This is a genomic window from Paenibacillus sp. J22P59, from assembly GCF_059383895.1.
This window is the reverse complement of sequence record NZ_JBXENX010000002.1, coordinates 228,939-254,371: the sequence shown is the minus strand read 5'-3', so window position 1 is coordinate 254,371 and position 25,433 is coordinate 228,939. Positions and strand designations below refer to the sequence as shown.

At 46.3% G+C, this 25,433-nt stretch carries 24 protein-coding genes and 1 pseudogene; 21 read left to right on the top strand and 4 right to left on the bottom strand.

Annotation, left to right across the window (positions count from 1 at the left end; all coding sequences use genetic code 11):
• Window positions 1-68: 68 nt before the first annotated feature.
• The 7 genes from thrS (at window position 69) to AC50YO_RS04390 (ending at window position 6,278) form a co-directional block, all read left to right on the top strand.
• The gene (gene thrS, locus AC50YO_RS04420; protein ID WP_494843682.1) at window positions 69-2,006 is read left to right on the top strand and encodes a threonine--tRNA ligase; all 1,938 of its coding nucleotides are present in this window, start codon (window positions 69-71) and stop codon (window positions 2,004-2,006) included.
• 72 nt (window positions 2,007-2,078) lie between these two features.
• Window positions 2,079-2,627 (top strand): 3D domain-containing protein, encoded by a 549-nt coding sequence (locus AC50YO_RS04415; RefSeq protein WP_494843680.1) that lies wholly within the window; start codon window positions 2,079-2,081, stop codon window positions 2,625-2,627.
• Window positions 2,628-2,703: 76 nt separating this feature from the next.
• Window positions 2,704-2,853 (top strand): hypothetical protein, encoded by a 150-nt coding sequence (locus AC50YO_RS04410; RefSeq protein ID WP_494843679.1) that lies wholly within the window; start codon window positions 2,704-2,706, stop codon window positions 2,851-2,853.
• A gap of 214 nt (window positions 2,854-3,067) precedes the next feature.
• Window positions 3,068-4,093, top strand: coding sequence for a cell wall-active antibiotics response protein LiaF (liaF, locus tag AC50YO_RS04405; RefSeq protein WP_494843677.1), 1,026 nt, complete (start codon window positions 3,068-3,070; stop codon window positions 4,091-4,093).
• 7 nt (window positions 4,094-4,100) lie between these two features.
• Entirely contained in the window at window positions 4,101-5,138 is a 1,038-nt protein-coding gene (locus tag AC50YO_RS04400; protein ID WP_494843675.1) for a sensor histidine kinase, read from the top strand.
• A gap of 19 nt (window positions 5,139-5,157) precedes the next feature.
• Window positions 5,158-5,796 carry a response regulator gene (locus tag AC50YO_RS04395; RefSeq protein WP_494844121.1) on the top strand — a complete coding sequence of 213 codons (639 nt, stop codon included), beginning with the start codon at window positions 5,158-5,160 and terminating at the stop codon, window positions 5,794-5,796.
• A gap of 68 nt (window positions 5,797-5,864) precedes the next feature.
• On the top strand, window positions 5,865-6,278 hold the full coding sequence (locus tag AC50YO_RS04390) for a YugN family protein (RefSeq protein ID WP_494843673.1): 414 nt from the start codon (window positions 5,865-5,867) through the stop codon (window positions 6,276-6,278).
• A 287-nt stretch (window positions 6,279-6,565) separates the two neighbouring features.
• Here AC50YO_RS04390 and AC50YO_RS04385 read toward each other — a convergent pair whose 3' ends face one another.
• The gene (locus AC50YO_RS04385) at window positions 6,566-6,724 is read right to left on the bottom strand and encodes a hypothetical protein (protein WP_494843671.1); all 159 of its coding nucleotides are present in this window, start codon (window positions 6,722-6,724) and stop codon (window positions 6,566-6,568) included.
• 498 nt (window positions 6,725-7,222) lie between these two features.
• On the opposite strand from AC50YO_RS04385, the gene AC50YO_RS04380 reads away from it, so the two are divergent.
• The 8 genes from AC50YO_RS04380 to serC all read left to right on the top strand — a co-directional run bounded on the left by AC50YO_RS04380 (window position 7,223) and on the right by serC (window position 17,176).
• Window positions 7,223-8,854: a S1C family serine protease gene (locus AC50YO_RS04380; protein ID WP_494843669.1), complete on the top strand. Its 1,632-nt coding sequence runs from the start codon at window positions 7,223-7,225 to the stop codon at window positions 8,852-8,854.
• Window positions 8,855-8,954: 100 nt separating this feature from the next.
• Entirely contained in the window at window positions 8,955-9,644 is a 690-nt protein-coding gene (locus AC50YO_RS04375) for a response regulator transcription factor (protein ID WP_494844119.1), read from the top strand.
• Window positions 9,645-9,650: 6 nt separating this feature from the next.
• Window positions 9,651-11,159, top strand: a complete 1,509-nt coding sequence (locus AC50YO_RS04370) for a sensor histidine kinase (RefSeq protein WP_494843666.1) — start codon at window positions 9,651-9,653, stop codon at window positions 11,157-11,159.
• Between the two features lie 31 nt (window positions 11,160-11,190).
• The gene (locus tag AC50YO_RS04365; protein ID WP_494843664.1) at window positions 11,191-12,165 is read left to right on the top strand and encodes a 4-hydroxy-3-methylbut-2-enyl diphosphate reductase; all 975 of its coding nucleotides are present in this window, start codon (window positions 11,191-11,193) and stop codon (window positions 12,163-12,165) included.
• Window positions 12,143-12,265 (top strand): hypothetical protein, encoded by a 123-nt coding sequence (locus tag AC50YO_RS04360; RefSeq protein WP_494843662.1) that lies wholly within the window; start codon window positions 12,143-12,145, stop codon window positions 12,263-12,265. Before AC50YO_RS04365 ends, AC50YO_RS04360 begins: the two co-directional genes overlap by 23 nt.
• An 819-nt stretch (window positions 12,266-13,084) precedes the next feature.
• Window positions 13,085-14,146, top strand: coding sequence for a 3-deoxy-7-phosphoheptulonate synthase (aroF, locus tag AC50YO_RS04355; RefSeq protein ID WP_494843660.1), 1,062 nt, complete (start codon window positions 13,085-13,087; stop codon window positions 14,144-14,146).
• Window positions 14,147-14,396: 250 nt separating this feature from the next.
• Window positions 14,397-15,821, top strand: coding sequence for a type I glutamate--ammonia ligase (gene glnA, locus AC50YO_RS04350; protein ID WP_494843658.1), 1,425 nt, complete (start codon window positions 14,397-14,399; stop codon window positions 15,819-15,821).
• A gap of 266 nt (window positions 15,822-16,087) precedes the next feature.
• On the top strand, window positions 16,088-17,176 hold the full coding sequence (serC, locus tag AC50YO_RS04345) for a 3-phosphoserine/phosphohydroxythreonine transaminase (RefSeq protein WP_494843656.1): 1,089 nt from the start codon (window positions 16,088-16,090) through the stop codon (window positions 17,174-17,176).
• 71 nt (window positions 17,177-17,247) lie between these two features.
• Here the strand turns inward: serC and AC50YO_RS04340 are convergent, their stop codons facing one another.
• Entirely contained in the window at window positions 17,248-17,967 is a 720-nt protein-coding gene (locus AC50YO_RS04340; RefSeq protein WP_494843654.1) for a response regulator, read from the bottom strand.
• A 234-nt stretch (window positions 17,968-18,201) separates the two neighbouring features.
• On the opposite strand from AC50YO_RS04340, the gene trmL reads away from it, so the two are divergent.
• The 3 genes from trmL (at window position 18,202) to AC50YO_RS04325 (ending at window position 20,635) form a co-directional block, all read left to right on the top strand.
• Window positions 18,202-18,666, top strand: coding sequence for a tRNA (uridine(34)/cytosine(34)/5-carboxymethylaminomethyluridine(34)-2'-O)-methyltransferase TrmL (gene trmL, locus AC50YO_RS04335; RefSeq protein ID WP_494843652.1), 465 nt, complete (start codon window positions 18,202-18,204; stop codon window positions 18,664-18,666).
• 149 nt (window positions 18,667-18,815) lie between these two features.
• Window positions 18,816-19,064: an AbrB/MazE/SpoVT family DNA-binding domain-containing protein gene (locus tag AC50YO_RS04330; protein ID WP_494843650.1), complete on the top strand. Its 249-nt coding sequence runs from the start codon at window positions 18,816-18,818 to the stop codon at window positions 19,062-19,064.
• A 374-nt stretch (window positions 19,065-19,438) separates the two neighbouring features.
• A complete protein-coding gene (locus AC50YO_RS04325) occupies window positions 19,439-20,635 on the top strand; it encodes an aminotransferase-like domain-containing protein (RefSeq protein ID WP_494843648.1) in 1,197 nt (398 codons plus the stop codon).
• A gap of 12 nt (window positions 20,636-20,647) precedes the next feature.
• Here AC50YO_RS04325 and AC50YO_RS04320 read toward each other — a convergent pair whose 3' ends face one another.
• Window positions 20,648-21,376 (bottom strand): DUF2161 domain-containing phosphodiesterase, encoded by a 729-nt coding sequence (locus AC50YO_RS04320; RefSeq protein ID WP_494843647.1) that lies wholly within the window; start codon window positions 21,374-21,376, stop codon window positions 20,648-20,650.
• Between the two features lie 219 nt (window positions 21,377-21,595).
• Here AC50YO_RS04320 and AC50YO_RS04315 point away from each other — a divergent pair, with 219 nt between their 5' ends.
• The 3 genes and pseudogenes from AC50YO_RS04315 to AC50YO_RS04305 all read left to right on the top strand — a co-directional run bounded on the left by AC50YO_RS04315 (window position 21,596) and on the right by AC50YO_RS04305 (window position 24,811).
• A complete protein-coding gene (locus tag AC50YO_RS04315) occupies window positions 21,596-23,491 on the top strand; it encodes a PrkA family serine protein kinase (RefSeq protein ID WP_494843645.1) in 1,896 nt (631 codons plus the stop codon).
• A 318-nt stretch (window positions 23,492-23,809) separates the two neighbouring features.
• Window positions 23,810-24,265 (top strand): annotated as a pseudogene (locus AC50YO_RS04310) (protoglobin domain-containing protein); the annotation flags it as partial.
• A gap of 51 nt (window positions 24,266-24,316) precedes the next feature.
• The gene (locus AC50YO_RS04305) at window positions 24,317-24,811 is read left to right on the top strand and encodes a methyl-accepting chemotaxis protein (protein ID WP_494844116.1); all 495 of its coding nucleotides are present in this window, start codon (window positions 24,317-24,319) and stop codon (window positions 24,809-24,811) included.
• 77 nt (window positions 24,812-24,888) lie between these two features.
• On the opposite strand, the gene AC50YO_RS04300 is transcribed toward AC50YO_RS04305, so the two are convergent.
• Window positions 24,889-25,392: a C40 family peptidase gene (locus AC50YO_RS04300; RefSeq protein ID WP_494843643.1), complete on the bottom strand. Its 504-nt coding sequence runs from the start codon at window positions 25,390-25,392 to the stop codon at window positions 24,889-24,891.
• Between the last annotated feature and the right edge of the window lie 41 nt (window positions 25,393-25,433).

Sequence of the window (25,433 nt, the reverse complement as noted above, 5' to 3'; positions counted from 1 at the left end):
TGCGGGATGCGTGCTTTTTTTGCGTTCATTCCGCGCTATCCAGCTATTTATTCGAGGAGGAAAATCCCATGTCTATTCAAGTTAAATTTCCTGATGGAGCTGTAAGGGAGTACGCAGCAGGAACAACAATTGAGGAGGTTGCAGGCTCGATCAGCCCTGGACTTCGCAAGAATGCAATTGCCGGCAAGCTTAATGGTAAAGTTGTTGACGTGTACACGCCGATTGATTCGGATTCCGCTATTGAGATCGTAACAGTTGATTCGGCAGACGGACTTGAGGTATATCGTCACAGTACAGCCCATCTGATGGCACAAGCGATTAAACGGCTGTATGGCAATGCCAATGTGAAGCTGGGTATCGGTCCGGTTATTGAGGATGGCTTCTATTATGATATCGACATGGAGCATTCCTTGACACCAGAGGATCTTGTGAAGATTGAGAAAGAAATGGAAAAAATCATTCAACAAAACCTGGATATTCGCCGCCGTATTGTCAGCCGTGAAGAAGCACTCGCTATTTTCACTGAGCTGGATGACAATTTGAAGCTGGAGCTTATTCGTGACCTGCCTGAGGATTCGGTTATTACGATGTATGATCAAGGCGAATTCTTCGACCTGTGCCGTGGTCCTCACTTGCCATCTACAGGCCGTATCAAATCGTTCAAGCTGCTAAGCGTTGCTGGTGCATACTGGCGCGGCGATTCGAAGAACAAGATGCTTCAGCGCATCTATGGAACAGCATTTGCCAAAAAAGCGCAGTTGGACGAGCATCTTCATTTCCTTGAGGAAGCGAAGAAGCGCGATCATCGTAAGCTAGGCAAAGAATTAAAAATGTTCACATTCTCCCGCGAGGTAGGCCAAGGCTTGCCGCTGTGGCTCCCGAATGGTGCCAAAGTGCGCAGAACATTAGAACGCTATATCGTTGATCTGGAAGAAAGACTTGGCTATGAGCATGTCTATACGCCAGTACTCGCTAACGTAGAGCTGTACAAAACATCTGGACACTGGGAGCATTATAGCGAGGACATGTTCCCTAAGATGGTTCTGGATAATGAGGAGCTAGTCCTTCGTCCGATGAACTGCCCGCATCATATGATGGTGTTCAAAAGCGACATGAGAAGCTATCGTGATCTCCCGGTACGTATCGCAGAGATGGGCACAATGCATCGCTATGAAATGTCCGGCGCTTTGACAGGCCTGCACCGCGTTCGTGCGATGACTTTGAATGACGCTCACATTTTCTGCCGTCCAGACCAGATCAAAGAAGAATTTGCCCGCGTAGTGAATCTGATCCGCAAGGTCTATGAAGACTTCGGAATTACAGATTATCGCTTCCGCCTGTCTTATCGTGATCCGCAGGATACCGAGAAATACTTCCAGAACGATGAGATGTGGGAAATGTCACAGCGTATGCTTCGTGAGGTTGTGGAGGAGCTGGAGCTTCCGTTCTTCGAGGCAGAAGGTGAAGCGGCATTCTATGGTCCTAAGCTGGATGTACAGATCAAGACAGCACTGGGCAAGGAAGAGACGCTGTCGACTGCTCAGTTAGACTTCCTGCTGCCAGAGCGCTTCGAGCTTGAGTATGTAGGAGAAGATGGCAAGAAGCACCGTCCTGTCGTTATCCACCGTGGCATCATTAGTACAATGGAGAGAATGACAGCATTCCTGCTGGAGAACTTTGCAGGCGCATTGCCGCTGTGGCTGGCTCCAGTCCAAGCAAAAGTAATTCCAGTGTCAACGGCTTATGAGGCTTATGCTCGTGAAGTAGCCGAGAAGCTGCAAGAAGCTGGCATTCGTGTAGAGAGCGATCTGCGCAATGAGAAGCTTGGCTACAAAATCCGTGAGGCACAGCTGGAAAAAGCACCGTACATGCTGATTGTCGGTGAGAATGAAGCGCAGTCCGGCTCTGTATCCGTTCGTAAACGCGGAGATGGCGATGTCGGCGCGAAGCCTGTTGCCGAGTTGATTAAACAGCTGCAAGATGAGATTTCAAGCAAGACTATATAGGGCTTGAACAGAAACTTTTGAATAAAGCTTGTGCCATATGGGAAATATTCTTCTGAGGAGGAAGCTGCCCACATGGTTACAAGCTTTTTTACTTTTGCACACAAAAGAATAGTTATCGCCTGCTTAATGCTGATTCTGCTCGCAGGAGCCTTAGCTTCTCCGAAGGATGCATTTGCCGAACCAAAGAAGCCGAACAAACCTATAGAGAAGTCGAAAAACTCGGTGCAGGTCGTTGCAACGGGTTATACGGCTGGATATGAATCCACAGGCAAGCGTCCCGGCCATCCATCTTATGGCATCACGTTCTCAGGAGTCAAGGTTCGCAGAGGACAGGTGTCCACAGTAGCAGCGGATACCAAGGTTTTCCCAATCGGTACGCTTCTCTATATTCCTGGCTATGGCTATGGAGTAGTGGCGGATACAGGCTCAGCGATTAAAGGCCGCCGTATTGACTTGTATTTCAATACGATTAAGGATGTCTATGCCCAATGGGGCAAACGAACGGTCGCCGTTGAAGTGATTCAGAAAGGCACAGGCAAGCTGTCGGAAGCATGGCTGAACCAGATGAATGAGGTCGTGGAAGCGGGACAACCCATTCCTATAAGGGATACGGAATCGTAATTCAAAAAAGTAGATCATCCGCATAATAACCCCTGGCATTGCCATACTAGTTATGGACAGGGAGGTGATCACACACATGGCTAAGAATAAAAACAACAATAAAAATGCTATCCAAAATCAAAACGAGAACAACCAATATAATGCAGAATTTGCTGAGGAGTTCAATAATACGAACAATGCGGCTAACAAAGCAGCTAACAACGCTTCACAAAAAGCTGAGAAGTAATTCAAGCAGCTCACAAAGCTTACTAAGAGGAACCTTCGCGGTTCCTCTTTTCTTTTGTTCACGAAAGCTATATAGTGTAACTGGGTTAATATGGATGACTATCGGTCTCAAGACTGAGAAGGATTTCAATCGGCCGTCCCTTTTGCCTGAAGGACGTGTTAGTTATACTAATAGTATCAAAAGAAGCTATAGCAGCGCAGGGAGCTGAATAAAGATGAATGGTAATTTTTTGAATCGTATGATTACGGGAGCAGTCGTTATCGCTGTCGGCATTTATTTTCTGTTAAGGCAGCTTGGCTATGTTGAAGCGGATATCGACTTCGGGTATATTGCTTCCACGTACTGGCCTGTCATTCTGTTGTTCGTTGGATTAAGGGGAGTATTGTCAGGGCTGTCCTATGGGTCAGGCTCAAGCGCCTGGGGCTTTATTGTTATGTTTATTGGCGTATTTTTTCTAGTACGGACTTTGGAATGGTTCGACTTGTCCTTTTCGATGCTCTGGCCCGTTATCATTATTATTGTTGGTATTAATCTGCTTCGCAAGCCTAAGGTCAAGAAACAGGAGCCGCCTAAGGATGAATGGAAATCATACAGCTCGTATTCCGATCGTGATGGCGAAGTGCCTCCCGCACCTCCCCTGCATCCTGATCCCACGAAGCAAGGTCCTATTAATTTGAAGAAGCAAGAGAGCGGCTCGAATGAATATAAGAAGCAGCGTGACTACTATGAGTATGAAGAAGATGATACGGCGCGTTACAAGAAGTGGTATAAGCAAGGGAAGCAGCAGATGAAGCAGCAGATGAAGCAGCAGATGGAGCATCACAAAAAAAGCGGGATAGAATATTGGAATCATGATCCCAAGGCACAGACAAGATCGGGCTTTATCGGCGATATTCATATTGGCCCTGATTATTGGGAGCTTAAGCCGCTTAACATCTCTCATTTTATCGGCGATACCGTTCTGGACTTGACCAAGGCCCAGATTCCATTCGGCGAGACGCAGATTTGTATTTCTTCTTTTATCGGCGATGTGAAGGTCTATATCCCCAATGATTATGAGGTAGGCGTTCAAGTGGTCTACAGCTCTTTTATCGGTGATGTCAAGGTTCTTGGCCATAAAGAAGGCGGGATCGGCAAAAGCACGAAGGTCTACTCTCCAGCCTATGGTGAAGCAGAGAAACAAATCAAGCTAGTCGTTAGTACATTCATCGGTGACGTTCGCGTTACGAAAGTGGGGTAGCGAGGCCATGATGGTACGGCTTCTCCGTAATGGAAAATGGGAGCTGATAACGATGTTTGTCGCTTCCTCTGTTACAGCATTTCTCCTCGGATTAGCAGCTTGGATGGCCCTGTCGGGGGGGGCGGGAAAGACGGAGGTGCGGCTTGGTGCTGCTTCCGTCTTTCTGCTTGTGAGCGTAGCCTTTGGCTATTGGGCTGGTCAACGAATTCAACGGCGTGTCGACACGCTGCAGCTTGCTTTGAAGCAAGCTATTAATGGGAACTTTGAGGTTCGGATTAATGAGACAGGCCATTATTCATTCATGGAGCTGTACCGGGAATTCAATGAATTGGCAGCATGGATGGAGGAGCGGATGAAGTGGCTGCAAAAGCAAGGCGAAGAGCAGGTCATGATCGAGGCTGCCTCTAATGAAGAGGCGGTATTGGAAGAGCGCAAGCGATTGGCCCGTGATCTTCACGACACGGTGAGCCAGCAGCTGTTCGCTATGCATATGTGTGCTTCTTCTTTGCCTAAGCTTCAAGAAATTGATCCGGCTCGTGCGGCCTCTGTACTCGATCAGCTAATTCAAATGTCTACGCTGGCGCAGAAGCAGATGCGAATATTCATTGCCCAGCTCAGGCCGATGGAGCTCGAAGGCCGTAATCTGGAGGAAGCGCTGGCTAAGTGGTTTCCTGATTATTGCCGCCAGAATAATTTGCAGGGAGTGCTGGAGTGGCGGCTTGAAGAATCATTATCCGAGGCGAAGGAGCATCAATTTTTCCTCATTGTACAAGAAGCTATGGCCAATATTGTGAAGCATGCCAAAGCAGCGAATTGCTCGCTTACCTTGGCAGAGACAGAACGCCAGATTGTTCTTAGCCTTCAGGATGACGGAGCAGGCTTCCGGGTAGAAAGCATCAAACGAGGTTCTTATGGCCTGTCTACTATGCAGGAACGAGCTCATAAGCTGGGCGGAACAGCGGAGATTATCAGCAAGCCTGGCAGTGGGACACGTGTTAAGGTAACCATACCAAAAATGCGCCAAGGAGTGGATGAAATTGAGTGAGTCCAAGACATTAAGAGTAATGATTGTCGATGATCATGATATGGTCCGAACAGGGCTGAGAACGTATTTGATGCTGGAGCCCAAATTCGAGGTTGTGGCCGAAGCGGGCAGCGGGCAGGCTGCAATCGATCTGCTGAAAGCGGGTGTGCCAGGCGGGCCGCCAGAGCTAATATTAATGGATTTGATGATGCCTGACATGGATGGAATCGAGACGACGAGAGAAGTTATCGCTCTGTTTCCTGCAATGAAAATTGTCATGCTGACCAGCTTTCTGGAGGATGACAAAGTCTATGGTGCAATTGAAGCTGGAGCAGTAAGCTATGTGCTGAAGACGGTTTCAGCTGAGGAGCTGATCTACGCCTTGAATGGCGCGGTCAAAGGAATGCCGGTGATGACGGCTGACGTCTCTCAAGCACTGACCAGAGGATTGCGTCAACGAACAGCACAATCGGCAGGTGACGGGCTAACGGAACGGGAGCGTGAAGTGCTGCTGCTTATTGCGGAGGGACGCTCCAATAAAGAGATCGGGGAAGAGCTGCATATTAGCATCAAAACCGTAAAAACGCATGTGAGCAATCTGCTAATGAAATGTGAGCAAGTCGATCGTACGCAGCTGGCGGTTATGGCACATCGCAAGGGCTGGGTAAAGCATACATAATCGGTAATCATAGCGGTCATACTATCCTTTATACGAACAGGAATATTCCTAAAAGGAGAGACAGCGCCATGATACCACTTTCTTCAAATCTTGAATCGCGCCAGCAGGCATTTACAGGAACGCGTGATGAGCTAGAGCAGCATCAGTTCTCGCTTGGAGGCAATTGGGATTACACGAACGGCTCATTTGACCGCTCCTTGGATGAGGAGAATAAAGTGTGGCTCCGCCTTCCCTTTGAAGTCATTAACGGCAATGTTGTTGATGTAAATGCGGATACCAATGCCATTATTAGAATGGGCACCCCTTATGTGCTTAAGCATTTGTATAAAGAAGGGAATGACTCGGAAGCCTCTGCTCGTGTAGTTGGAGCGTTATTCGATCAATTCCAAGCGCCGACTGATCCGGATGCTGAGATTGAGCCCAAGTGGGTTGATCGTGCAAAAGAAATCGTGGCAGAGGTGGAGCATCTTTTTCCTGAATAAGTTCCATCTTAACTCTCTATTGTGAATAGGGAGTTTTTTTTATTTCATTGCTTTTTAAAGGTGGAATCAAGGAGATAAGATGCCGTTCCGATAGCTATGGAGGAAGATCTGAAGTAAGCGGTGTGGGTGGTTAGTCTTGAGAGTGGGGGCATTAGCGAATAAGCTTGCCCTGAATGCAGTTAACAGGAAAAAGTGTCTCGAGGCATTAATATAAAGAGTTTCTTCAGGAGAAAAATTTGTGAATACGGACGGATGAGCATGTGAGGCTGGTTAAAACAGGAAGGGTGTTACCCTTCCTTATTTTCTACTAGTTCGTCTTGATCGCTGCCCCAAATGTAATCATAGCCGGGCTCTGGAGCAGGTTCTGACTCTTTTTTAACTGAAATTTGGCTTGTTAATTCATATTCACTAAGCTCTACTTCATTTTTGTTTTCTTTTTCATTCATAAAAAATCTCCTTTGTCTAAGCTATTAGGTTCACTAGAAGTTTCAAAGGCTGAGTTCTCTTGTATGTGCACCAAAATAAGTTCTCCATAAGTATCTTTTTTTATTCACGGTGTGAATGGAGAAGAACTTGGGAAGGGTTCATATAGAAGAAAAAAAGGTATATAAAAGAAAAGGGTACTGCAAGTAGATTAAGGTAATGGGTTGAGAAAGATTGGATGAATTATTATAATGAATGAAGCCCCAGCCAATCATACTGGAGCTTTCTTTATTTGATTTAAAATGATTTGCCCGAAGTAAGCTCATCTCTTCTTAACCGTTAGTCAATGTGCGCTGTAATCAATAAAAACCAGTATCTAACGTATGCGAAAGTTATTTCAAATTCATGTACTTTTAAGTTTGTTTTAAGGTAGAATGTGCATGATAGGAGTACAAGAATTATACAGCAGCCATTCAGCTAGAATGATTGCTTAATGGAATATTTTGGAGGAGGAAAGCGGAATGGACGATCAAAACAAGAAATATGACGATTTTTTCCGAAATGGCGAAGTTGAAGGAGAAAAGAATCAGGAACGTCAGGAGGAAGCAGACAGCCCTATAGCCTCTTCTGAAACCGATTCTCAGAACAAACCGTCCTACTATTATTCATATGGGCCATTCAAGGGCGGCGCTCAAGAGGAGCCATCATCAACATCTTCTACTTACCAGCCGCAAGCAGATGCGAATACAGGACCAACCGTGGATAACGTGAATGAGCCTATTTTGGTGGAGCCTACCGTTCGGGCAACTGAGCCTAAGCTTGAGGGACAGCCGTTAAGAACGTTTACCTCTAACCAATCTGCCGGAAAAGGGAACTGGCAAGTGCGTGAGCCTAAACGGAAGTCTTCCTTCGGGGGCATGTTCTTATCCTTCATGGCAGGCGTACTTATAGTCGGAATATTAATGTATACGGCAGATGCCGGCAACTGGTTTACTTCACAGCAGACTATAGTTACGACTACGAATCAGGAGTCGACAGGCTCAGGGTCCTCCTCGAAAGATGACTCTACATCAAGCAATGGTGGTGCTACGATTACATCCGCTCGACCAGACAACATAGCGAAGCTATTCGAAACATCCAGCCCGGCTGTCGTTAAGATTGAGACTTATGTGAATATGTCTCGCAATAACAGCGGCGGAAGCATTCTGGATGATCCTTTCTTCCGTCAGTTTTTCGGAGAGAACAGTCCTGAGACGCAGCAGCCTGAGCAAGGGCAAGAAGATGGAAATATGCAGGCTAGTGGAATCGGCACAGGCTTCTTCTTCGAAGATACGGGTTATATTCTAACGAATCAGCATGTTGTGGGCACCTCAGATAAAATCGAAGTAGTCGTGCAAGGCTATGAGAAGCCTTTTACAGCTAAGCTGCTTGGATCCAGCTATGAGCTTGATTTGGCGGTACTGAAGGTAGAAGGGGATAAACCATTCCCTACACTGCCGCTAGGAAGCTCAGACAATATTAATATCGGCGATTGGGTAATTGCGATTGGCAATCCATATGGCTTCGATCATACCGTTACTGTTGGGGTGCTTAGCTCCAAGGAGCGTCCAATCAGCATACCGGATACGCAAGGAACACGTGAATATAAGCATTTGCTGCAGACAGATGCTTCCATTAATCCCGGCAATTCAGGCGGACCGCTTCTTAATGTGAAGGGCGAGGTCATTGGGATTAATACAGCAGTCAGCTCGGAAGCACAAGGAATTGGCTTCGCGATTCCGACAAGCACGATTCAGGAAGTGCTGGAGACACTCAAGAACAATGAGGAAGTACCGAAGGCTCCAGTGCCATTCATCGGGGCAGAGCTGAAGGATGTATCAGAGGATATCGCCAAACAATTAGGCTTGGATGTTGTTGAAGGCTCTATTGTTCGCAATGTGTATTATAATTCACCAGCTTATTTGGGAGATTTGAAGCAATTCGATGTTATTGTCGGCATTGACGGCAAGAAATACAAAACAACACAAGAGCTTATCAGCACAATTCAATCCAAAGAAGTTGGAACAAGCGTGGAATTGAACATTATTCGTAAAAATGAGAAGCTCAATTTGACCGTTGTCATTGGCGACAAAAATAAATTTAACGCTGAATAATCATATTCCCCAGCGGCGTGTGCAACAAGCGTAGAGTACAGCATGCTCTGCGCTTGTTTTTTTATGAGGGAATGAATTCTATGGAGGTAAGGATATGAGTATGAGAGCGAAAATAGTCGTTGTCGACGACGATGAGAAGATCACTGCGCTATTGAAAAGAAGCTTGATATTCGAAGGATATGAGGTAACGACAGCCTCCAATGGCTTGGAGGGCTTGAAGCTGCTGCTGACCGCTGATCCTGACCTGCTTATTCTTGATGTGATGATGCCTTACGTCGATGGTTGGGAGGTATGCCGCCGTGTAAGAGAGGGAGGCAGCTCTGTGCCAATCCTCATGTTAACCGCCAAGGATGACATTACGGATCGCGTTAAGGGACTCGATACCGGAGCAGACGATTACTTGGTCAAGCCATTTGCGCTGGAGGAGCTGCTGGCTCGGGTGCGTGCGTTGCTGCGCCGCAAGTCGGACAAGCTGGAGGAAGCAAGCAGCAAGATCGTATACGAGGATCTAGCCTTGGATCAGGATTCCCGGGAAGCGATTCGTGGAGGAAGAAGGATTGAGCTGACTGCTAAGGAGTATGATCTCATGCTCTTGTTTATTCAAAATCCACGTCGCGTATTGACAAGGGATTCGATTATGGAAAAAATTTGGGGCTATGATTTCAGCGGGGAGTCGAATGTGCTGGAAGTCTACATCGCCATGCTGCGCCAGAAGCTTGAGGAGGGCGGGGCCAAGCGAATTATTCAAACGGTTCGGGGAACTGGCTATGTGCTGCGGGGGGAGAGTTGATCGGTAATGACGATTCGGCTTAGGCTTACCTTATGGTATTCCAGCTTATTGGCTGTAACGTTAATTGCATTCGGCTGTGCGATTTATTTTTTCGTTAATATGAATACGTACGGTGATATTAAAAATTCCTTGCGTAAGCAAGCGGAGAGCACACAGTTCATCGGGACTACCTATGACGGTTTCTTCAATTTGAAGCCGGTATCCCAATTTTATGAGCCTGATCTATATAGCCAATACGTTAACTATAGAGAAGGCGTGCTTCAATTGGATTCCAATATGAAGAAAATGGGCTTTCAATTTGCTTATCCCGCAGCTACCGAGGAGCCTGTGGCTGGATTTTTGAAAAAAACAGTTACTATTAATGGCAATCATTATGTGTTCCTTATTTATCAGCGGCCGCTTGAGCTGGAGAAGGATAACTCATTAGTTGGCTTGCTTCAAGTAGGGGCCTATGTCGGCAGTGAAGAGAAGTTTTTGACTGGGCTGCGTTCCATTCTTATCTTTTCCTCTATAGCGGTCCTTATGATTGCTTTTACAGCTGGATTATTCCTCGCTCGCCAGGTATTGCGACCGATTGAGAGAGTAATAGAAGCGACAGAAAAAATTCAAGGCGGTTCGGATCTAAGTGTGAGGATTCCTATAGAGGGACCTAAGGATGAGATTGGAAAGCTTGTATATACGCTCAATGTGATGCTTGGCCGGATGCAGATGGCTTATAATGAGCTTGATGAGTCTTATAAAGCGCAGCGCCGCTTCGTGTCAGATGCCTCACATGAGCTTAGAACGCCGCTTACGACAATTCGCGGCAATATTGAGCTGCTTCAGCGGATGTGGACGAAGTCTCCCTCTCAAGCCTCATTAGATGGTATCGTATTAGCGCTGGATGCTCAGAAGTGGGAGTTATCCAGTGAGGCGATGCAGGATATCTCGGATGAAGCAAGAAGGATGTCGACGCTTGTGAATGATCTGCTGGCACTCGCACGGGCAGATGCGGGCTATATGATGGAGAAGCAGTCCGTTGCTATTCTTCCATTAGTGGAGGAAGTCGGGAGGCGGGCACAGCTGCTGCCGCGCTCGGCAGACTGGCTGCTGGGAGATTTGTCAGAGCTTGCAGATACTCGCGTCTATGGCAATCCTGATTATTTGCAGCAGCTACTGTTCATCTTCATAGAGAATGCATTTAAGTATACACCGGATGGTATCGTGGAAGTTAGCGCTCAGCTTAAGGGTGATCAGCTCGGTATCGTCATTCGGGATACAGGCATTGGCATGAATCCCGAGGAGGTTCCACATATCTTCGATCGCTTCTATCGAGCGGATGAGTCAAGGGGGAAAACAGTCGGAACCGGGCTTGGTCTGTCCATTGCCAAATGGATCATTGATGAGCATCAAGGATCGATCGAGGTGACAACGCGGGAGGGCAACGGATCGGTATTTGTAATCTGGTTGCCAATAGACTTTTCTGTACCGCCCGCTTCGACTATAATAGAGGGAATGGATCGAATCGACAGCTAAGACGTTTTCGGTCAGAAAGCAGGTGCGACAGATGGAGATTGTCAAAATTTCGCCGCGCGGCTATTGCTATGGCGTCGTTGATGCGATGGTATTGGCTTTGCAAACGGCTAAAAATTTGGATTTGCCCCGTCCTATTTATATTCTAGGCATGATTGTTCATAATGCACATGTTACCGAGGCATTCGAGCAAGAGGGTGTCATTACACTTGACGGCGAGAACCGGTTGGAAATATTAGATCAGGTCGAGAAAGGTACAGTCATCTTCACTGCTCATGGCGTATCTCCCGAAGTACGCAAGCGGGCACGTGACAAGGGATTGACGGTAGTCGATGCTACCTGCCCTGATGTGACAAAGACCCATGATTTGATTCGCGAGAAAGTGGCGGAGGATTATCATATTATTTATATTGGCAAGAAGAATCATCCTGAGCCAGAAGGTGCGCTTGGTGTTGCGCCAGACCGCGTACACCTTATCGAGCGTGAGGAAGATATTGCCCTGCTCGACATTCCGAATGAGCGTATTACGATTACGAATCAGACGACTATGTCGCAGTGGGATATTCGGAATCTGATCAGCAAGCTGATCGAGAAATATCCAAGAGCCGAGATTCATAACGAGATTTGCCTCGCTACGCAGGTTAGACAAGAAGCTGTTGCTGAGCAAGCTGGTGTAGCGCAGCTCTGTATTGTTGTAGGTGACCCTCGCAGCAATAACTCTAATCGTCTGGCCCAAGTATCGGAAGAGATCGCGGGTGTTACCGCTTATCGGGTAGGCGATGTGTCTGAGATTAAGCAAGAGTGGCTCCAAGGCATCGAGCGTGTCGCTGTTACTTCCGGAGCTTCCACGCCTACACCGATTACGAAGGAAGTAATCGCTTATTTAGAGCAGTATGATCATGCTGATCCATCTACTTGGGAGATTAAGCGTACGATTAATATGAATAAGCTGCTGCCTACGATCCGTGTGAAATCGGTGGATAAGGATGCAACAACAAAGACGCCGTAAGGCGTCTTTTGTTGTTGCAAGAGAGATTAGCGTAGCCAATGGGAGTACCATTGCCAGAGAGACTAGCATCGGTAAAAAGAATAGCATTGGCAGAGAGTAGCATCGGTAAAGAGAATAGTATTGGTAAGAGGGCACTATTTCTTGTGAAAGTGCAGTTGCCAGTAAGAGTTCATTGCCTAAGGGAGTGCTGAGAAAGTGAATTCAAGCTTCATATTTATTTGAAATGCGTGTTGAGATATTTTAGCGGAATGCAGTTCCGGTATTAGTTGATTTACTGTCATAACATACAAAATAGCTGATCCCCATTCCGTTATTTCAGCAAAACAGGAGAGAAAAGGGTTTATTCGGTGATATAGCGGAAGCAGAATCCGTTATTTTTAGCGGAGGAGAAAGTAGGGATATAATAACGGAACGCTGTTCCGCTAGATTATAGAGGAAGAAGCGACAACATTTTATCTGCCGCGTTGGGAGCAGTAAGGTGAGTTGTTGGACAGAAGTGGTGGCGTATTTATCGTTGTGGGGAGAACAAGAAGCATATTTTGCTCAGTACAAGTAATAAAATCATATATGGGAAAAGGCTACATTAAAATTTTCAGTTTTATTCTTGACGGGAGTGGGGGGAGTCATGTATAGTTACTTTAACGAGTAAAAGCATAAAAGCCACAAAGCATAAAAGCGAACAAGCGTAAAAGCAACAAAGCACAAAAGCAACAAAGCGTAAAAGCGAACAAGATTATAAGCTTAAAAGTCAGTAAACAAGCGAATAGAGCAAAGATCAAAAGCAGCAAAGATCAAAAGCAGCAAAGATCAAAGCAGTAAAAGTAGCAAAACGATCAAAACCAAGCAAACCAAGCAAACCAAGCAAACCAAGCAAAACAAACATAAAAGCGATGAAGCGAAAAAAGGGAGAGATATAATTATGATCGTAATTACAAGTCAACATATAGCTGAGGAACGGATTGCGGAGATTGTGCAGCACATTGAGAAAGCCGGCGTACAGGCGCATGTATCTAGAGGAACGGATAGAACGGTTATCGGAATTATCGGGCAGGCAGAGCCTACTCTAGCTGAGCATCTTCGCCAATTGAAGGGCGTAGAGAATGTGATCAAGATTTCGAAGTCCTACAAGCTGGCGAGCCGTGATTTCCATCCTGACGATACGATTATCGATATCAAGGGAGTTAAGATCGGTGGCAGCAATCTTGTCATTATGGGCGGTCCATGTGCAGTGGAATCCCCAGAGCAGATCGATGAGATTGCAAGACTGGTTAAAGCAGCAGGCGGGCAAGTGCTGCGCGGCGGTGCCTTTAAGCCGCGGACTGGTCCATACAGCTTCCAAGGTGTAGGCGTTGAAGGTCTCGTCATGATGGCGGAAGCAGGCAAGAAGCATGGCCTTCTTACGATTACTGAGGTCATGACGCCCGAGTACGTGGATGTGTGTGCAGAGTATGCGGATATTCTTCAGGTCGGAACACGCAATATGCAAAACTTCGACTTATTGCGCAAGCTAGGCACCATTCAGACTCCAGTACTGCTTAAGCGGGGCTTCAGCTCCACTTATGATGAATTCCTCAATGCGGCTGAATATATACTGGCTGGCGGGAATCCAAACGTTATGCTCTGCGAGAGAGGAATTCGTACATTCGAGACATACACGAGAAATACGCTGGATCTATCGGCTATTCCAGTCCTTCAAGGATTAAGCCACCTTCCTGTTATTTCTGATCCAAGCCATGGTACAGGGCGCCGCGAGCTCGTTGAGCCAATGTCCAAAGCTTCGGTTGCTGCAGGAGCGAATGGTTTGATCGTCGAGATGCATACTGATCCTGACAATTCCATGACAGGTGATGGGGTGCAGTCGCTCTTCCCGGATCAATTCGCTAACCTTTTGAAGGACTTAGAGAAGCTGGCTCCCATTGTAGGCAAGCAATTTGATACACCAAAAGCACCTGCAGAAGCTTTTAAGGAATGGAAAATATAAACGCTTTCATAATAGAGAAGCCGTGGTCCCTTGCCAGTCAAGGAATCACGGCTTTTTATGATGGCAAGAAGGCAAATTCATGTACAAAAATTTAAAGCTGTGAGTAAACCTAACATGAGATTAAAAAATACCTGACATAAGTATTGACGATGGTAAATCGTAGTTTTATAATTACCTCATAGATAACAACGAAACTTGAACGATAACAGTTCATCACTAGACGAATGTTCGGAAATGGGGAGAATATCAGATGTCAATTCAAAATGTTTTAGACATTATTAAAGAAAACAGCATCCAGTTTGTAGATTTCCGCTTCGTGGACCTTGCAGGCCGCGCGCATCACATTACTATTCCTTCGACAGAAGTCGACGGCGACATTTTTGTGAATGGTGTAGCATTCGACGGTTCCTCGATCCCAGGTTTCCGCGGTATTGAAGAATCTGACATGATGATGATGCCAGATCCAGAATCTGTATTCATTGATCCTTTCACTGATCACCCAACACTTAACATCATGTGTAACATTCATACGCCGGACGGCGAACGTTATGATCGCGATCCGCGCAGCATCGCTCAAAAAGCAGAAGAATTCCTAAAAACAGCTGGCGTTGGAACAACAGCTTTCTTTGCTCCTGAATCCGAGTTCTTTATCTTCGACGAAGTACGTTATGAGAGCACAATGAACTCTTCTAGCTTTTTCGTTGATTCCGAGGAAGCAGGCTGGAACACGAACCGCAAAGAAGACGGCGGCAACCTTGGCTTTAAAGTTCCTGTAAAAGGCGGCTATGTACCAGTAGCTCCAGTTGACTCTCAGCAAGATATTCGCAGCGAAATGGTTCGCCTCATGCAGGAGTCAGGTCTTCGCGTTGAACGTCATCACCATGAAGTTGCAACAGCTGGTCAAGCTGAAATCAACTTCCGTTTTGACACATTGACTAAAACAGCTGACAATTTGATGAAATACAAATATATCGTTCACAACACAGCTCGCCAATACGGCAAAGTAGCTACATTCATGCCGAAGCCACTATTCGGAGACAGCGGATCGGGTATGCACGTTCACTCCTCCATCTTTGATGGCGACACTCCTTTGTTCTACGAAAAAGGAGCTTACGGCAACCTGAGCCAATTGGCTATGCACTATATCGGCGGTATTCTGCACCATTCGCCAGCATTGATTGCTTTCACGAATCCGAGCACGAACTCGTTTAAGCGTCTTATCCCGGGATATGAAGCACCAGTTAACCTGGTATTCTCCAAAGGTAATCGTTCAGCAGCAGTACGTATTCCAATTGCATCGGTTACGCCTAAAGGCTGCCGTATTGAATTCCGTACACCGGACTCCACAGCTAACCCATACCTTTCCTTCGCAGCAATGCTGCTTGCGGGCCTAGATGGTATTAAGCGTAAATTGGATCCTGTTGCTCTGGGCTATGGTCCATTCGACAAGAACATTTATGAGCTGCCAGAAGAAGTGAAAAGTGAAATTCGCAGTGTACCGGGTTCCCTTGACGAAGCGCTTGATGCACTTGAGGCTGGTTCCGGGTTCTTGACAGAAGGCGGCGTATTCTCCGAAGACTTCATTGCAAACTATGTTGCTCTGAAACGTAAAGAATCAAAAGCGGTTGCGACTCGCATTCATCCACATGAATACAGCCTTTATTTTAGCTGCTAATTCAATAATCGACGGGCTCCTTAGGGAGCTCGTTTTTTTTATGACTAGGCATCTAATTACAACGATAAAAGCGAAGTGAAGGCAGGATTGTTGTCGGTAATGTGAAAAACCGAATGATTTTGTTCGTGTAAGGGGTTACCGTTCGACTTTTTGTTCGTGAACATTCCGTAAACATACTTGAAGCTTGTCAATAAACTTGTTATTATTAACGTTATCATGTGAGATAAACCCTCGGATGTAACAAAATCAAAAGGTGGTTGACGGAGATGAAACGAGCATTTAACTTCAATGCAGGACCGGCCGCTTTGCCGCTTGAAGTGCTGCAGCAGGCGCAAGAGCAATTTGTAGAATATCAGGGTGCAGGCATGTCCATTATGGAAATGTCCCATCGCAGCCCGCTCTATGAGCAAGTGAATAACGAGACTCAAGCGCTAATGCGTGAATTGTTCGGTATTCCGGATAATTACCACGTTTTGCTCCTGCAAGGTGGAGCAAGCTCGCAATTCGCCATGATCCCGATGAATTTACTCCGTCCAGGCCGTCCGGGTGCTTATGTAATGACTGGGAACTGGGCAGATAAAGCGCTGAAAGAGGCGAAGCTTGTTGGAGAAACGGTTATCGCTGCTTCTTCTGAAAGTGATGGCTTCAAGCGTATGCCAAGTCTAAGCGACATTCAAGTACCGGAGAACGCGGCTTATCTTCATCTCACTTCCAATGAGACCATTGGAGGAACACAGTTTGCGCAGTTCCCGACACAGACAGGCAATGTACCGGTGATTGCGGATATGTCCAGTGATATTCTGTGCCGTCCAGTAGATGTTAGCAACTTTGGCATGATCTACGCAGGCGCACAAAAAAATCTCGGTCCATCCGGGGTTACAGTAGTTATCGTACGTGATGACATCGTGGCTGAAAGTCCAAAAACAATTCCTGCAATCTTCCGTTATGATACGCACGCGAAGAACGGTTCTTTGTACAATACACCGCCTTCCTTCTCGGTTTATATGGTGAATCTTGTACTTAAGTGGATTCAAGCTAAAGGCGGCGTTGCTCAAATGGAGCAATTCAACCGCAACAAAACAAACTTGATTTATGATGCAATCGATCAAAGCGGCGGCTTCTACAAAGGCTTCGCACTTCCAGAGAGCCGTTCGCTTATGAATATTACATTCCGTATTCACAATGAAGAGCTTGAGAAGCAATTCATTAAGGAATCGGAGGAGCAAGGCTTTGTTGGATTGAAGGGCCATCGTGATGTTGGCGGCCTTCGTGCTTCGACTTATAACGCGGTTCCTCTTGAGAGCTGCCAGGCACTTGCACAATTTATGCAAGATTTCCAGAAGCGTAACGGATAATAAGGCTATTAATGAATAGTAGACAGAGCAAAGACCGCCTCTTCAATAAGAAGGGCGGTCTTTGCTGCATCTTAGGCTAGAGAGGAATCGAGTGCATTCGTGCCATTAAGTTTATAGCCAACGTTGCGGATGGTCATAATATATTCAGGCGAGCGGGCATTTTTTTCAATCTTGTCTCTTAGGTGGCTGATATGGACATCTACGATGCGAGTATCCCCGAGAAAATGATAATCCCATACGCCATGCAAAAGCTGCTGGCGGCTCAGTACTTTGCCTCGATGCTTGCATAAAAACAGGAGCAGCTCGAATTCTTTGGGCGTTAATTCAATTTCTTTGCCGTCTATAAGGACCTCACGCTGCTGGGCACGAACGCTTAGGCGTCCGATATCAATCGCGGGTGTTTCAATTAAGCCCGGAATGGTCTGCAATCGGCGGAATATGGCTTGAATACGAGAGATAAGCTCTTGTGGACTGAAGGGTTTTGTCATGTAATCGTCAGCGCCGTTATCTAACCCGGCTATTTTGTCCGTTACATCTTGAAGAGCAGTCAGCATCACGATCGGTACAGCATTATTCTGCTTGCGCAGCTCACGGCATACTTGAATGCCATCCATCTTCGGGAGCATGAGGTCCAGTACGATCAGGTCAGGACGGAAGGCCTTCAATACTTCAAAGACCGCCTCGCCATCGCTTACGCAACGAACCTCATAATTGGCAAGCTTGAGATTAAATTCGATTAGCATGGAGATGGAGGGCTCGTCGTCGACGACCAAAATCTTTTTTTTCATCATCATTCAATTCTCCTTTTGTCTCCTATTCTTGCTTTAGTATGAATGCAGACCTTAATCTACAGATTAAGGGTGCGTTAACACTATGTAAATTTTGAAAGTACATCTACTTAAGAGTTTGTTAAAATTGTGTATATTTCAAGGCTAAAGGCAGTTTGGATAGCAAAAAAATCGTTATGATTGTGCGATGAAACTAAAATTGATGTATAATAGAAAGGTTGAAAGGTGGAAGTGAAGATGGCATTTCATATCGTATTGGTAGAGCCGGAGATACCGGCGAATACCGGAAATATCGCTCGGACTTGTGCCGCTACGGGAACGTATTTGCATTTGGTGCGACCGCTCGGATTCCAAACCGATGATCGGACATTGAAACGAGCTGGACTGGATTATTGGCATGCTGTGCATGTGGAGTATCATGATTCATTCCAAGAACTGTTGGATTTACACCCGCAGGGCCGGTTTTTCTATACCAGCACACGTGCGACGAAGGTGTATTCCGAAATTCAATTCCGTGATGGTGATTTCTTTGTGTTCGGGAAAGAAACGAAAGGGCTGCCTCAGGAGCTGATCGAGGCGAATCTGGATACCTGCATTCGTATGCCGATGACAGATGACGTTAGATCGCTAAATTTATCCAATACTGCTGCTATTCTGGTATATGAGGCGCTTAGGCAGAATCGTTTCCCCGGATTAGAGTAAGTTTTTGGCTTAGGATAATTGCAGAATAATTGCAGGATATTAAGATTCTATTCGGAATAGAAGGATTTTTAATATATCCATCGAAAAGCTATAATGCAAAGGTTTCACAAAACTGGCTTGCAAAACTAGACACAGAAGAGGTGAAAACGATGAAACCAGCAGGAGTTGTACGTAAGGTGGATCAACTAGGCCGAATTGTTCTGCCGAAATCATTACGCAAACGTTATCAGATGAACGAGGGCGATCCCGTTGAAATTTTAGTACAAGGGGACCACATCATCCTGGAGCGTTACCGTCCAAGATGTGTGTTCTGCGGCTCAATGGAAGAAGTACGCGACTACAAAGAGCGGCACCTATGTGCGCAATGTATGGGGGAAATGGGTCAGCTTATTCGTTAAGCATACATGGCATAATAACTCTACACCCGTATAAACAAACAAAGCTTCTTGCTAAGATCGCCTGAGCGGTCTTCTGCAAGAAGCTTTGTTTTGTTGCGCTTGGATTAGAGGCCTTTTGTCTTGTCATCATTATAGGATGAGGTTAACATCGCTACAATAAACAGGACAAATACAGTCATAACTGTAATAAACGTAATGGACATTATGCAGACACCTCCGATTAACTAGCTATATTATACCCAACGTGGCAGAAAAAGAAAACTTTAAAAGTTGTGAACAGATTGTTAACATAGAAGGAATACTCATAAAGCGGTTGCACGTGAGCCTTTTTTTATGAGAAAATTATAAAATTAAGGCTTGGGAGGAATAAGGACATGGATTATCAGTTCGCATCAAGAATTGCTCAGGTAAAATCATCGGTGGTTAGAGATATTTTGAAGCTGACGCAGGGCAAGGATATGATTTCATTCGCAGGAGGACTTCCAGCGGAAGAGCTATTTCCTGTTCAAGCCGTTCGAGAAGCGTCTAATCGAGTACTAGAGGCTGGCTCCGGTGCATTGCAATATGGATTGACGGAAGGGTATTTGCCGCTTCGCGAGCAGTTATGTGTAAGAATGGCACAAAAGGGAATGAATGTGCAGCCGGAGGAAATGATATTAACGACTGGCTCGCAGCAAGCGATCAGCTTGCTCGTACAAGTTCTTACTGAGCCAGGCGATACGATATTAGTGGAGAGACCAACTTATCTCGCTTGCCTGCAAGTATTCGAACTGCATGGCTTGAAGGTTGTTGCTGCTGAGAGTGATGAGAACGGTATGATTCCCGAAGATGCGGAACGGCTCATCCGTGAGCATAATCCAAAGCTTTGCTATGCGGTTCCGACGTTCGGCAATCCGACAGGCAGAGTATGGAGCTTGGAGAGAAGACAGAAGCTGCTGAATCTATGCGTTAATAATGGCATTCCTATTCTAGAGGATGATCCGTACGGTGAAATAAAGTTCGACCAAGGTGAGAATTTTCCGAGCCTCTTTGCACTTGATAAAGAAGCAGGAGGCAATGCGGTTATTTATACGAGCACCTTCTCCAAAACAGTTGCTCCTGCGCTGCGCACAGGATGGGCTATTGGAGATGTAAAGGTTATTCAAATGCTGGCGAAGGCCAAGCAAGCGGCTGACCTTCAATCAAGCACGATGGATCAGCAGCTGCTCAGCCAACTTCTGGGGCATTTTCCATTAGATGATCATATTAAAGTGATCTCGGATTCTTATGGTGCCAGAATGCATGAGATGCAGAAGCTGCTTCGTGAGCAGTCTATTGAGGGGTTAAGCTGGATTGAGCCTAAAGGCGGCATGTTCCTATGGGTGGAGCTTCCTGATGGCCTTGATGCAGAAGTATTGCTGCGCGCTGCTGTTAAGAAAGGCGTTGCATTCGTGCCAGGCAGCGCATTCTATGCTTATGACCCTCAGCGGAATACCGCGAGGCTCAACTTTACACATAACAAGGGCATTCGCACGATACAAGGCGTTGAACGTCTGGGAGAAGCGATTCGCGAATTTACTGCGCGCAGCTAGCATGCAGCAGTTCTAATTCTTGATTATTGCCAGTGAAGCAATCCAGTCTGCAAGGACTTCGGCATATTCCTGCAAAGCGGCTTCGCCCGCGGGCGTAATTCGATAGGAGCCGCGACCGATTTTTTCGAACCATAGATAATGATTGTTGCGCAGCATAGCTCCGCTCTGGGAATAACCCGTGAATCTGGTTATTTGGCTGGGAGACATTGGACCTGTGACCTGCATGGCGTAAGCACAGCGCAGTGCCTTCTCACGGTAGGCGGTCACGAGCATGCGCCGGGTGCTGCCTCCAACATTGTAATCACCGCTGCGTTCTTTGAATTCTTGCAGCAGTCGGGCCTGTTTTTTCCTTCTTACGCCTCGCTGGGGAGGATCGCCAGGCTCGCATAACAGCTCGATGACCGGAGCCTTCGTCTTATAGAAGGTAACCGTCATAAGTCCAAGCCCAAGCATGCGGCATAGCTCGGTAATATCGCCGAATCGTTGGTTATGGGCGCCGCTCTTCTTGCGGTTGCGTTCAACGGCAAGTATAACGTTATTATGTATGCGAAGACGTTCAATCCCCTGCAGTAGCAGAGAGAGATTGAACGTTTTTTTCATTTCGACAATTACGGCAGCGCTGTCGCCCTCTTTTATGGCTACCAAATCACAATGCAGCACTTCGCTCTTTACGGTATACCCGCGCTGCTGATAGTAGGCTTTGATGGGACCGTACAGCTCCTCTTCTTTGTTGACAGCCATGCTCTTCCCCCGCTTTCTTATCCCTATTATAGCAAAGGATTCTTCGTGCTTGTCGCAATTTGCTGGATTGCCGACTAAAATAGTGGTCAATTTCCTAGGGGACTAAGCATAGAAATGTAATACTTCAATAAAAGTTAAACCTCGTTGATAGATGTCTAGAGAAAAATCCCGAGCGGAGTAAAAAATGCGGATTGCGGAAGCGATGGGAGGAGGCGCAGCATGGATATTTTCAAGCGCATATCGGAGTATCGAACGGAAAATGAAAAGCTGGCTTGGACCGGGACATTCAAGGAATACATCGAACTATTGAGGAAAGATCCTGCCCCGGCCATGACAGCGCACTCGCGTGTGTATGAGATGATTGAGTCGTTTGGCGTAGAAGAGGGTGGAGGACAGAAGCGGTATAATTTTTTCAATCAGGAGATATTTGGTTTGGATCGCGCCATTGAAAAGCTAGTGGAAGAATATTTTCATTCCTCTGCTCGCCGTCTTGATGTACGTAAACGTATTTTGTTGCTCATGGGTCCTGTTAGCGGAGGGAAATCGACGATTGTGACGATGCTCAAAAAAGGGCTGGAGCGTTTCTCCAGAACGGATCGGGGCGCTGTCTACGCTGTGAAGGGCTGCCCGATGCACGAAGATCCGCTCCATCTCATTCCTCATGAGCTTCGTCCGGAGATTGAGAAGGAGCTTGACGTACGAATTGAAGGCAACCTGTGCCCATCCTGCCAGATGCGGCTGCATACGGAATACGGGGGTAACATAGAGAACGTGACGGTAGAGCGAGTATTCATATCGGAAGATAATCGAGTCGGCATAGGCACATTCAGCCCATCAGATCCGAAGTCGCAGGATATTGCAGATCTGACCGGCAGTATTGATTTCTCGACAATTACGGAATATGGCTCGGAGTCTGACCCGCGGGCCTATCGTTTTGATGGAGAATTGAATAAAGCGAATCGAGGGTTAATGGAGTTCCAGGAAATGCTTAAGTGTGATGAGAAGTTTCTATGGAACTTATTGTCCCTGACGCAGGAAGGGAATTTCAAGGCAGGGAGATTTGCTTTAATCTCGGCTGATGAGCTTATCATCGCTCATACGAATGAGACCGAGTACAAATCATTTATTAGCAACAAAAAGAATGAGGCGCTTCAATCACGGATGATTGTGATGCCGATTCCATACAATCTAAGGGTGTCCGATGAGGAAAAAATTTATACGAAGCTGATCTCTCAAAGCGATATGAAGCATATTCATATTGCTCCTCATGCGCTGCGGGCAGCAGCTATCTTCTCTATATTGACCCGCTTGAAGGAGACGAAAAAGCAGGGTATGGATTTAGTGAAAAAGATGCGGATGTATGATGGTGAAGAGGTGGAGGGCTTTAAGGAAGCCGATCTGAAGGAAATGCAAAATGAATACATTGAAGAAGGCATGACGGGAATTGATCCGCGTTATGTCATCAACCGAATTTCGAGCGCTCTTATTAAGCAGGATATGCAGTGCATCAATGCGCTTGATGTTCTGCGGGCCTTGAAGGAGGGGCTTGATCAGCATCCTTCCATTACAAAGGAGGAGCGAGAGCGCTATCTTAACTTCATCTCAGTAGCCCGTAAGGAATATGATACGCTGGCGAAAAAGGAGATTCAAAAGGCCTTCGTCTACTCCTTCGAGGAGTCAGCACGCACCTTGTTTGAGAACTATCTGGATAACATCGAGTCCTACTGCAACTGGTCGAAGATCAAGGATCCGTTGACTGGTGAGGAGATGGACCCCGATGAGCGGCTGATGCGTTCAATCGAAGAGCAAATCGGTGTCTCAGAGAACGCCAAGAAGGCATTCCGTGAGGAGATATTGATCCGTATTTCGTCGTATTCCCGCAAAGGCAAAAAATTCGACTTCACGAGCCATGAGCGGCTTCGCGAGGCTGTAGAGAAGAAGCTGTTCACTGATTTGAAGGATATTGTGAAAATTACGACGTCTACGAAGACACCGGATGAAAGCCAGCTCAAGCGAATAAACGAGGTAAGCAAACGATTAATCGACGAGCATGGATATTGCCCGGTGTGCTCGAATGAGCTGCTGCGCTATGTCGGAAGCCTGTTAAATCGCTAATACAAAGAAGGAGGGCAGCCATTGCTGCCCTCCTTCTTTTGTCATTGGGAGTGCTTATTTTTCTCGTATGTGGAATTGAGCGCTTCATAATGAGGGTTGTAGAGATGTTGTTTTACGGCAGGTGCAGCGGAACCGCGTTCCGTTAAACTGCGCTGACAACAGCCATAGATGGGAACACCATGATTGCATTCGCTATTATAAATTTTTAATAAGCTTTTAATAAACTTTTACAATTTATGAAAGGGGTTACGAATCCGGAGCAATTGACGATATAATAGAATAAGTAGCTAGCATACATCCTAGGAGGAACCTTATTCCATGATTAATGTAGATGAACAAAGAAGTCGCCAGTTGGCTTATACCGGCATAACCGAGCAGGATTTGAACAGGCTTGCTTCTTGTCGGCCCGTATTTGTTCAGGTGGTAGGGGAAGTAGTAGATCGCTTCTATGAGAGTCTGGAGCAATATCCAGAGCTAATGGATCTGATTGCAAGAGTTAGCAGCATCGAACGACTGAAGGAGACGCAAAGGGAATATTGGGTGTCATTGACGGATGGTGTGATCGATCAGCCATTCCTTGATAATAGGATCAAGATTGGACTTGTCCATTCCCGAATTGGATTGACGACAGACTGGTATTTAGGCACTTATATGACTTATTTGGATATAGCAATTTCGGTCTTTAAGCGAGTTATTCCTGAGCAATGGACCGAGGTCATTCATTCCCTTACGAAGATGTTCAACCTGGATTCTCAGCTCGTGCTGGAAGCCTATAACCGTTCCGAGCAAGCGAAAATTCAGGAGCTTGCTGATGATCGTTCGGTGATGCTGAATATCGTTATGGAAGCCGTACAAAAGCTTGCTGGTCTTATGGTTGAGCTTGATGAAGGCGCACAAATGATTGCTTCAACTGCAGTCTCGACTTCTCAATCTCAGGATAAAGCACATGATCTGTTAGAAGAGCTCCAAGTTGACCTTGATGGTATTACGGAGATGGGCACACTTATTCGCGGCTTTGCTGATCAGACGCATTTATTAGGCCTGAATGCTGCAATTGAAGCAGCAAGGGCAGGAGAAAATGGCCGAGGCTTCGAGGTTGTAGCTAATGAGGTGCGTAAGCTTGCTGGCTCATCTCGCAAAGCATTAGAGACGATTCAGGGAAATTTGGACCAGATCGAGAAAAAGCTGATATCGGTTCGCAAAGAATCGGAGCAGACCTCCTCGGAGGCTCGCAATCAGGCTGCCAAATCACAGGAACTGGCGGTATTCGTTACAATGGTAGACAATGTGACCAGAGATCTGCGACAACTAACTACATAGCCATAATTAATAGATAATAACAAGAGCTTCAGCCTTCCACTAAGTGTAGAAGACTGAAGCTCTTATTTGTATTGCTACTAAAGAACGCGTCGCGCAGTGACATAAGTCTTGTCCCAAGTGCTTCCTTTGAAGTTGGAGATCGTCACTCCGAGTCCTTTTTTATACGTGTGAATGACTTTTCCGCTGCCCATATAGACACTTACATGATTGATAACTCCGTCCCGATTCGTATCGGAGAAGATCAGATCGCCTGCTCTAAGGTTGCTTTTGCTTACATATTTACCCGACTTCGCTTGCTGCTTGGAGGAGCGTGGCAGGCTGACTCCATTCTTCTTGAATATATATTGCGTAAAGGAAGAGCAATCAAATGAGCTTGTTATGCCCGAAGGTGCACCGAATCTATAATCGACGCCAATATATTTTTTTCCTGTATTAATAATTTGGGTTGCTTTTGAGGTGGTGCTTGCGGCTGCATGCACCTGCTCCGGAGCTGCGATAATGGTGCCGCCTAGAGCGACAGACAAGCTGATTGCGATTCCTGCTATCGTTTTTGTTACACGATGTTTTTTGGTTGTGTTCATGGTAGTACCTCCTATAGGTCATTGATGCATGAGTGATGTGT

Bases quoted from the DNA above. Each gene is read 5' to 3' on its own strand.
- thrS (WP_494843682.1), top strand. From the start codon at position 69: ATGTCTATTCAAGTTAAATTTCCTGATGGAGCTGTAAGGGAGTACGCA.
- AC50YO_RS04415 (WP_494843680.1), top strand. From the start codon at position 2,079: ATGGTTACAAGCTTTTTTACTTTTGCACACAAAAGAATAGTTATCGCC.
- AC50YO_RS04410 (WP_494843679.1), top strand. From the start codon at position 2,704: ATGGCTAAGAATAAAAACAACAATAAAAATGCTATCCAAAATCAAAAC.
- liaF (WP_494843677.1), top strand. From the start codon at position 3,068: ATGAATGGTAATTTTTTGAATCGTATGATTACGGGAGCAGTCGTTATC.
- AC50YO_RS04400 (WP_494843675.1), top strand. From the start codon at position 4,101: ATGATGGTACGGCTTCTCCGTAATGGAAAATGGGAGCTGATAACGATG.
- AC50YO_RS04395 (WP_494844121.1), top strand. From the start codon at position 5,158: ATGATTGTCGATGATCATGATATGGTCCGAACAGGGCTGAGAACGTAT.
- AC50YO_RS04390 (WP_494843673.1), top strand. From the start codon at position 5,865: ATGATACCACTTTCTTCAAATCTTGAATCGCGCCAGCAGGCATTTACA.
- AC50YO_RS04385 (WP_494843671.1), bottom strand. From the start codon at position 6,724: ATGAATGAAAAAGAAAACAAAAATGAAGTAGAGCTTAGTGAATATGAA.
- AC50YO_RS04380 (WP_494843669.1), top strand. From the start codon at position 7,223: ATGGACGATCAAAACAAGAAATATGACGATTTTTTCCGAAATGGCGAA.
- AC50YO_RS04375 (WP_494844119.1), top strand. From the start codon at position 8,955: ATGAGAGCGAAAATAGTCGTTGTCGACGACGATGAGAAGATCACTGCG.
- AC50YO_RS04370 (WP_494843666.1), top strand. From the start codon at position 9,651: ATGACGATTCGGCTTAGGCTTACCTTATGGTATTCCAGCTTATTGGCT.
- AC50YO_RS04365 (WP_494843664.1), top strand. From the start codon at position 11,191: ATGGAGATTGTCAAAATTTCGCCGCGCGGCTATTGCTATGGCGTCGTT.
- AC50YO_RS04360 (WP_494843662.1), top strand. From the start codon at position 12,143: ATGCAACAACAAAGACGCCGTAAGGCGTCTTTTGTTGTTGCAAGAGAG.
- aroF (WP_494843660.1), top strand. From the start codon at position 13,085: ATGATCGTAATTACAAGTCAACATATAGCTGAGGAACGGATTGCGGAG.
- glnA (WP_494843658.1), top strand. From the start codon at position 14,397: ATGTCAATTCAAAATGTTTTAGACATTATTAAAGAAAACAGCATCCAG.
- serC (WP_494843656.1), top strand. From the start codon at position 16,088: ATGAAACGAGCATTTAACTTCAATGCAGGACCGGCCGCTTTGCCGCTT.
- AC50YO_RS04340 (WP_494843654.1), bottom strand. From the start codon at position 17,967: ATGATGAAAAAAAAGATTTTGGTCGTCGACGACGAGCCCTCCATCTCC.
- trmL (WP_494843652.1), top strand. From the start codon at position 18,202: ATGGCATTTCATATCGTATTGGTAGAGCCGGAGATACCGGCGAATACC.
- AC50YO_RS04330 (WP_494843650.1), top strand. From the start codon at position 18,816: ATGAAACCAGCAGGAGTTGTACGTAAGGTGGATCAACTAGGCCGAATT.
- AC50YO_RS04325 (WP_494843648.1), top strand. From the start codon at position 19,439: ATGGATTATCAGTTCGCATCAAGAATTGCTCAGGTAAAATCATCGGTG.
- AC50YO_RS04320 (WP_494843647.1), bottom strand. From the start codon at position 21,376: ATGGCTGTCAACAAAGAAGAGGAGCTGTACGGTCCCATCAAAGCCTAC.
- AC50YO_RS04315 (WP_494843645.1), top strand. From the start codon at position 21,596: ATGGATATTTTCAAGCGCATATCGGAGTATCGAACGGAAAATGAAAAG.
- AC50YO_RS04305 (WP_494844116.1), top strand. From the start codon at position 24,317: ATGCTGAATATCGTTATGGAAGCCGTACAAAAGCTTGCTGGTCTTATG.
- AC50YO_RS04300 (WP_494843643.1), bottom strand. From the start codon at position 25,392: ATGAACACAACCAAAAAACATCGTGTAACAAAAACGATAGCAGGAATC.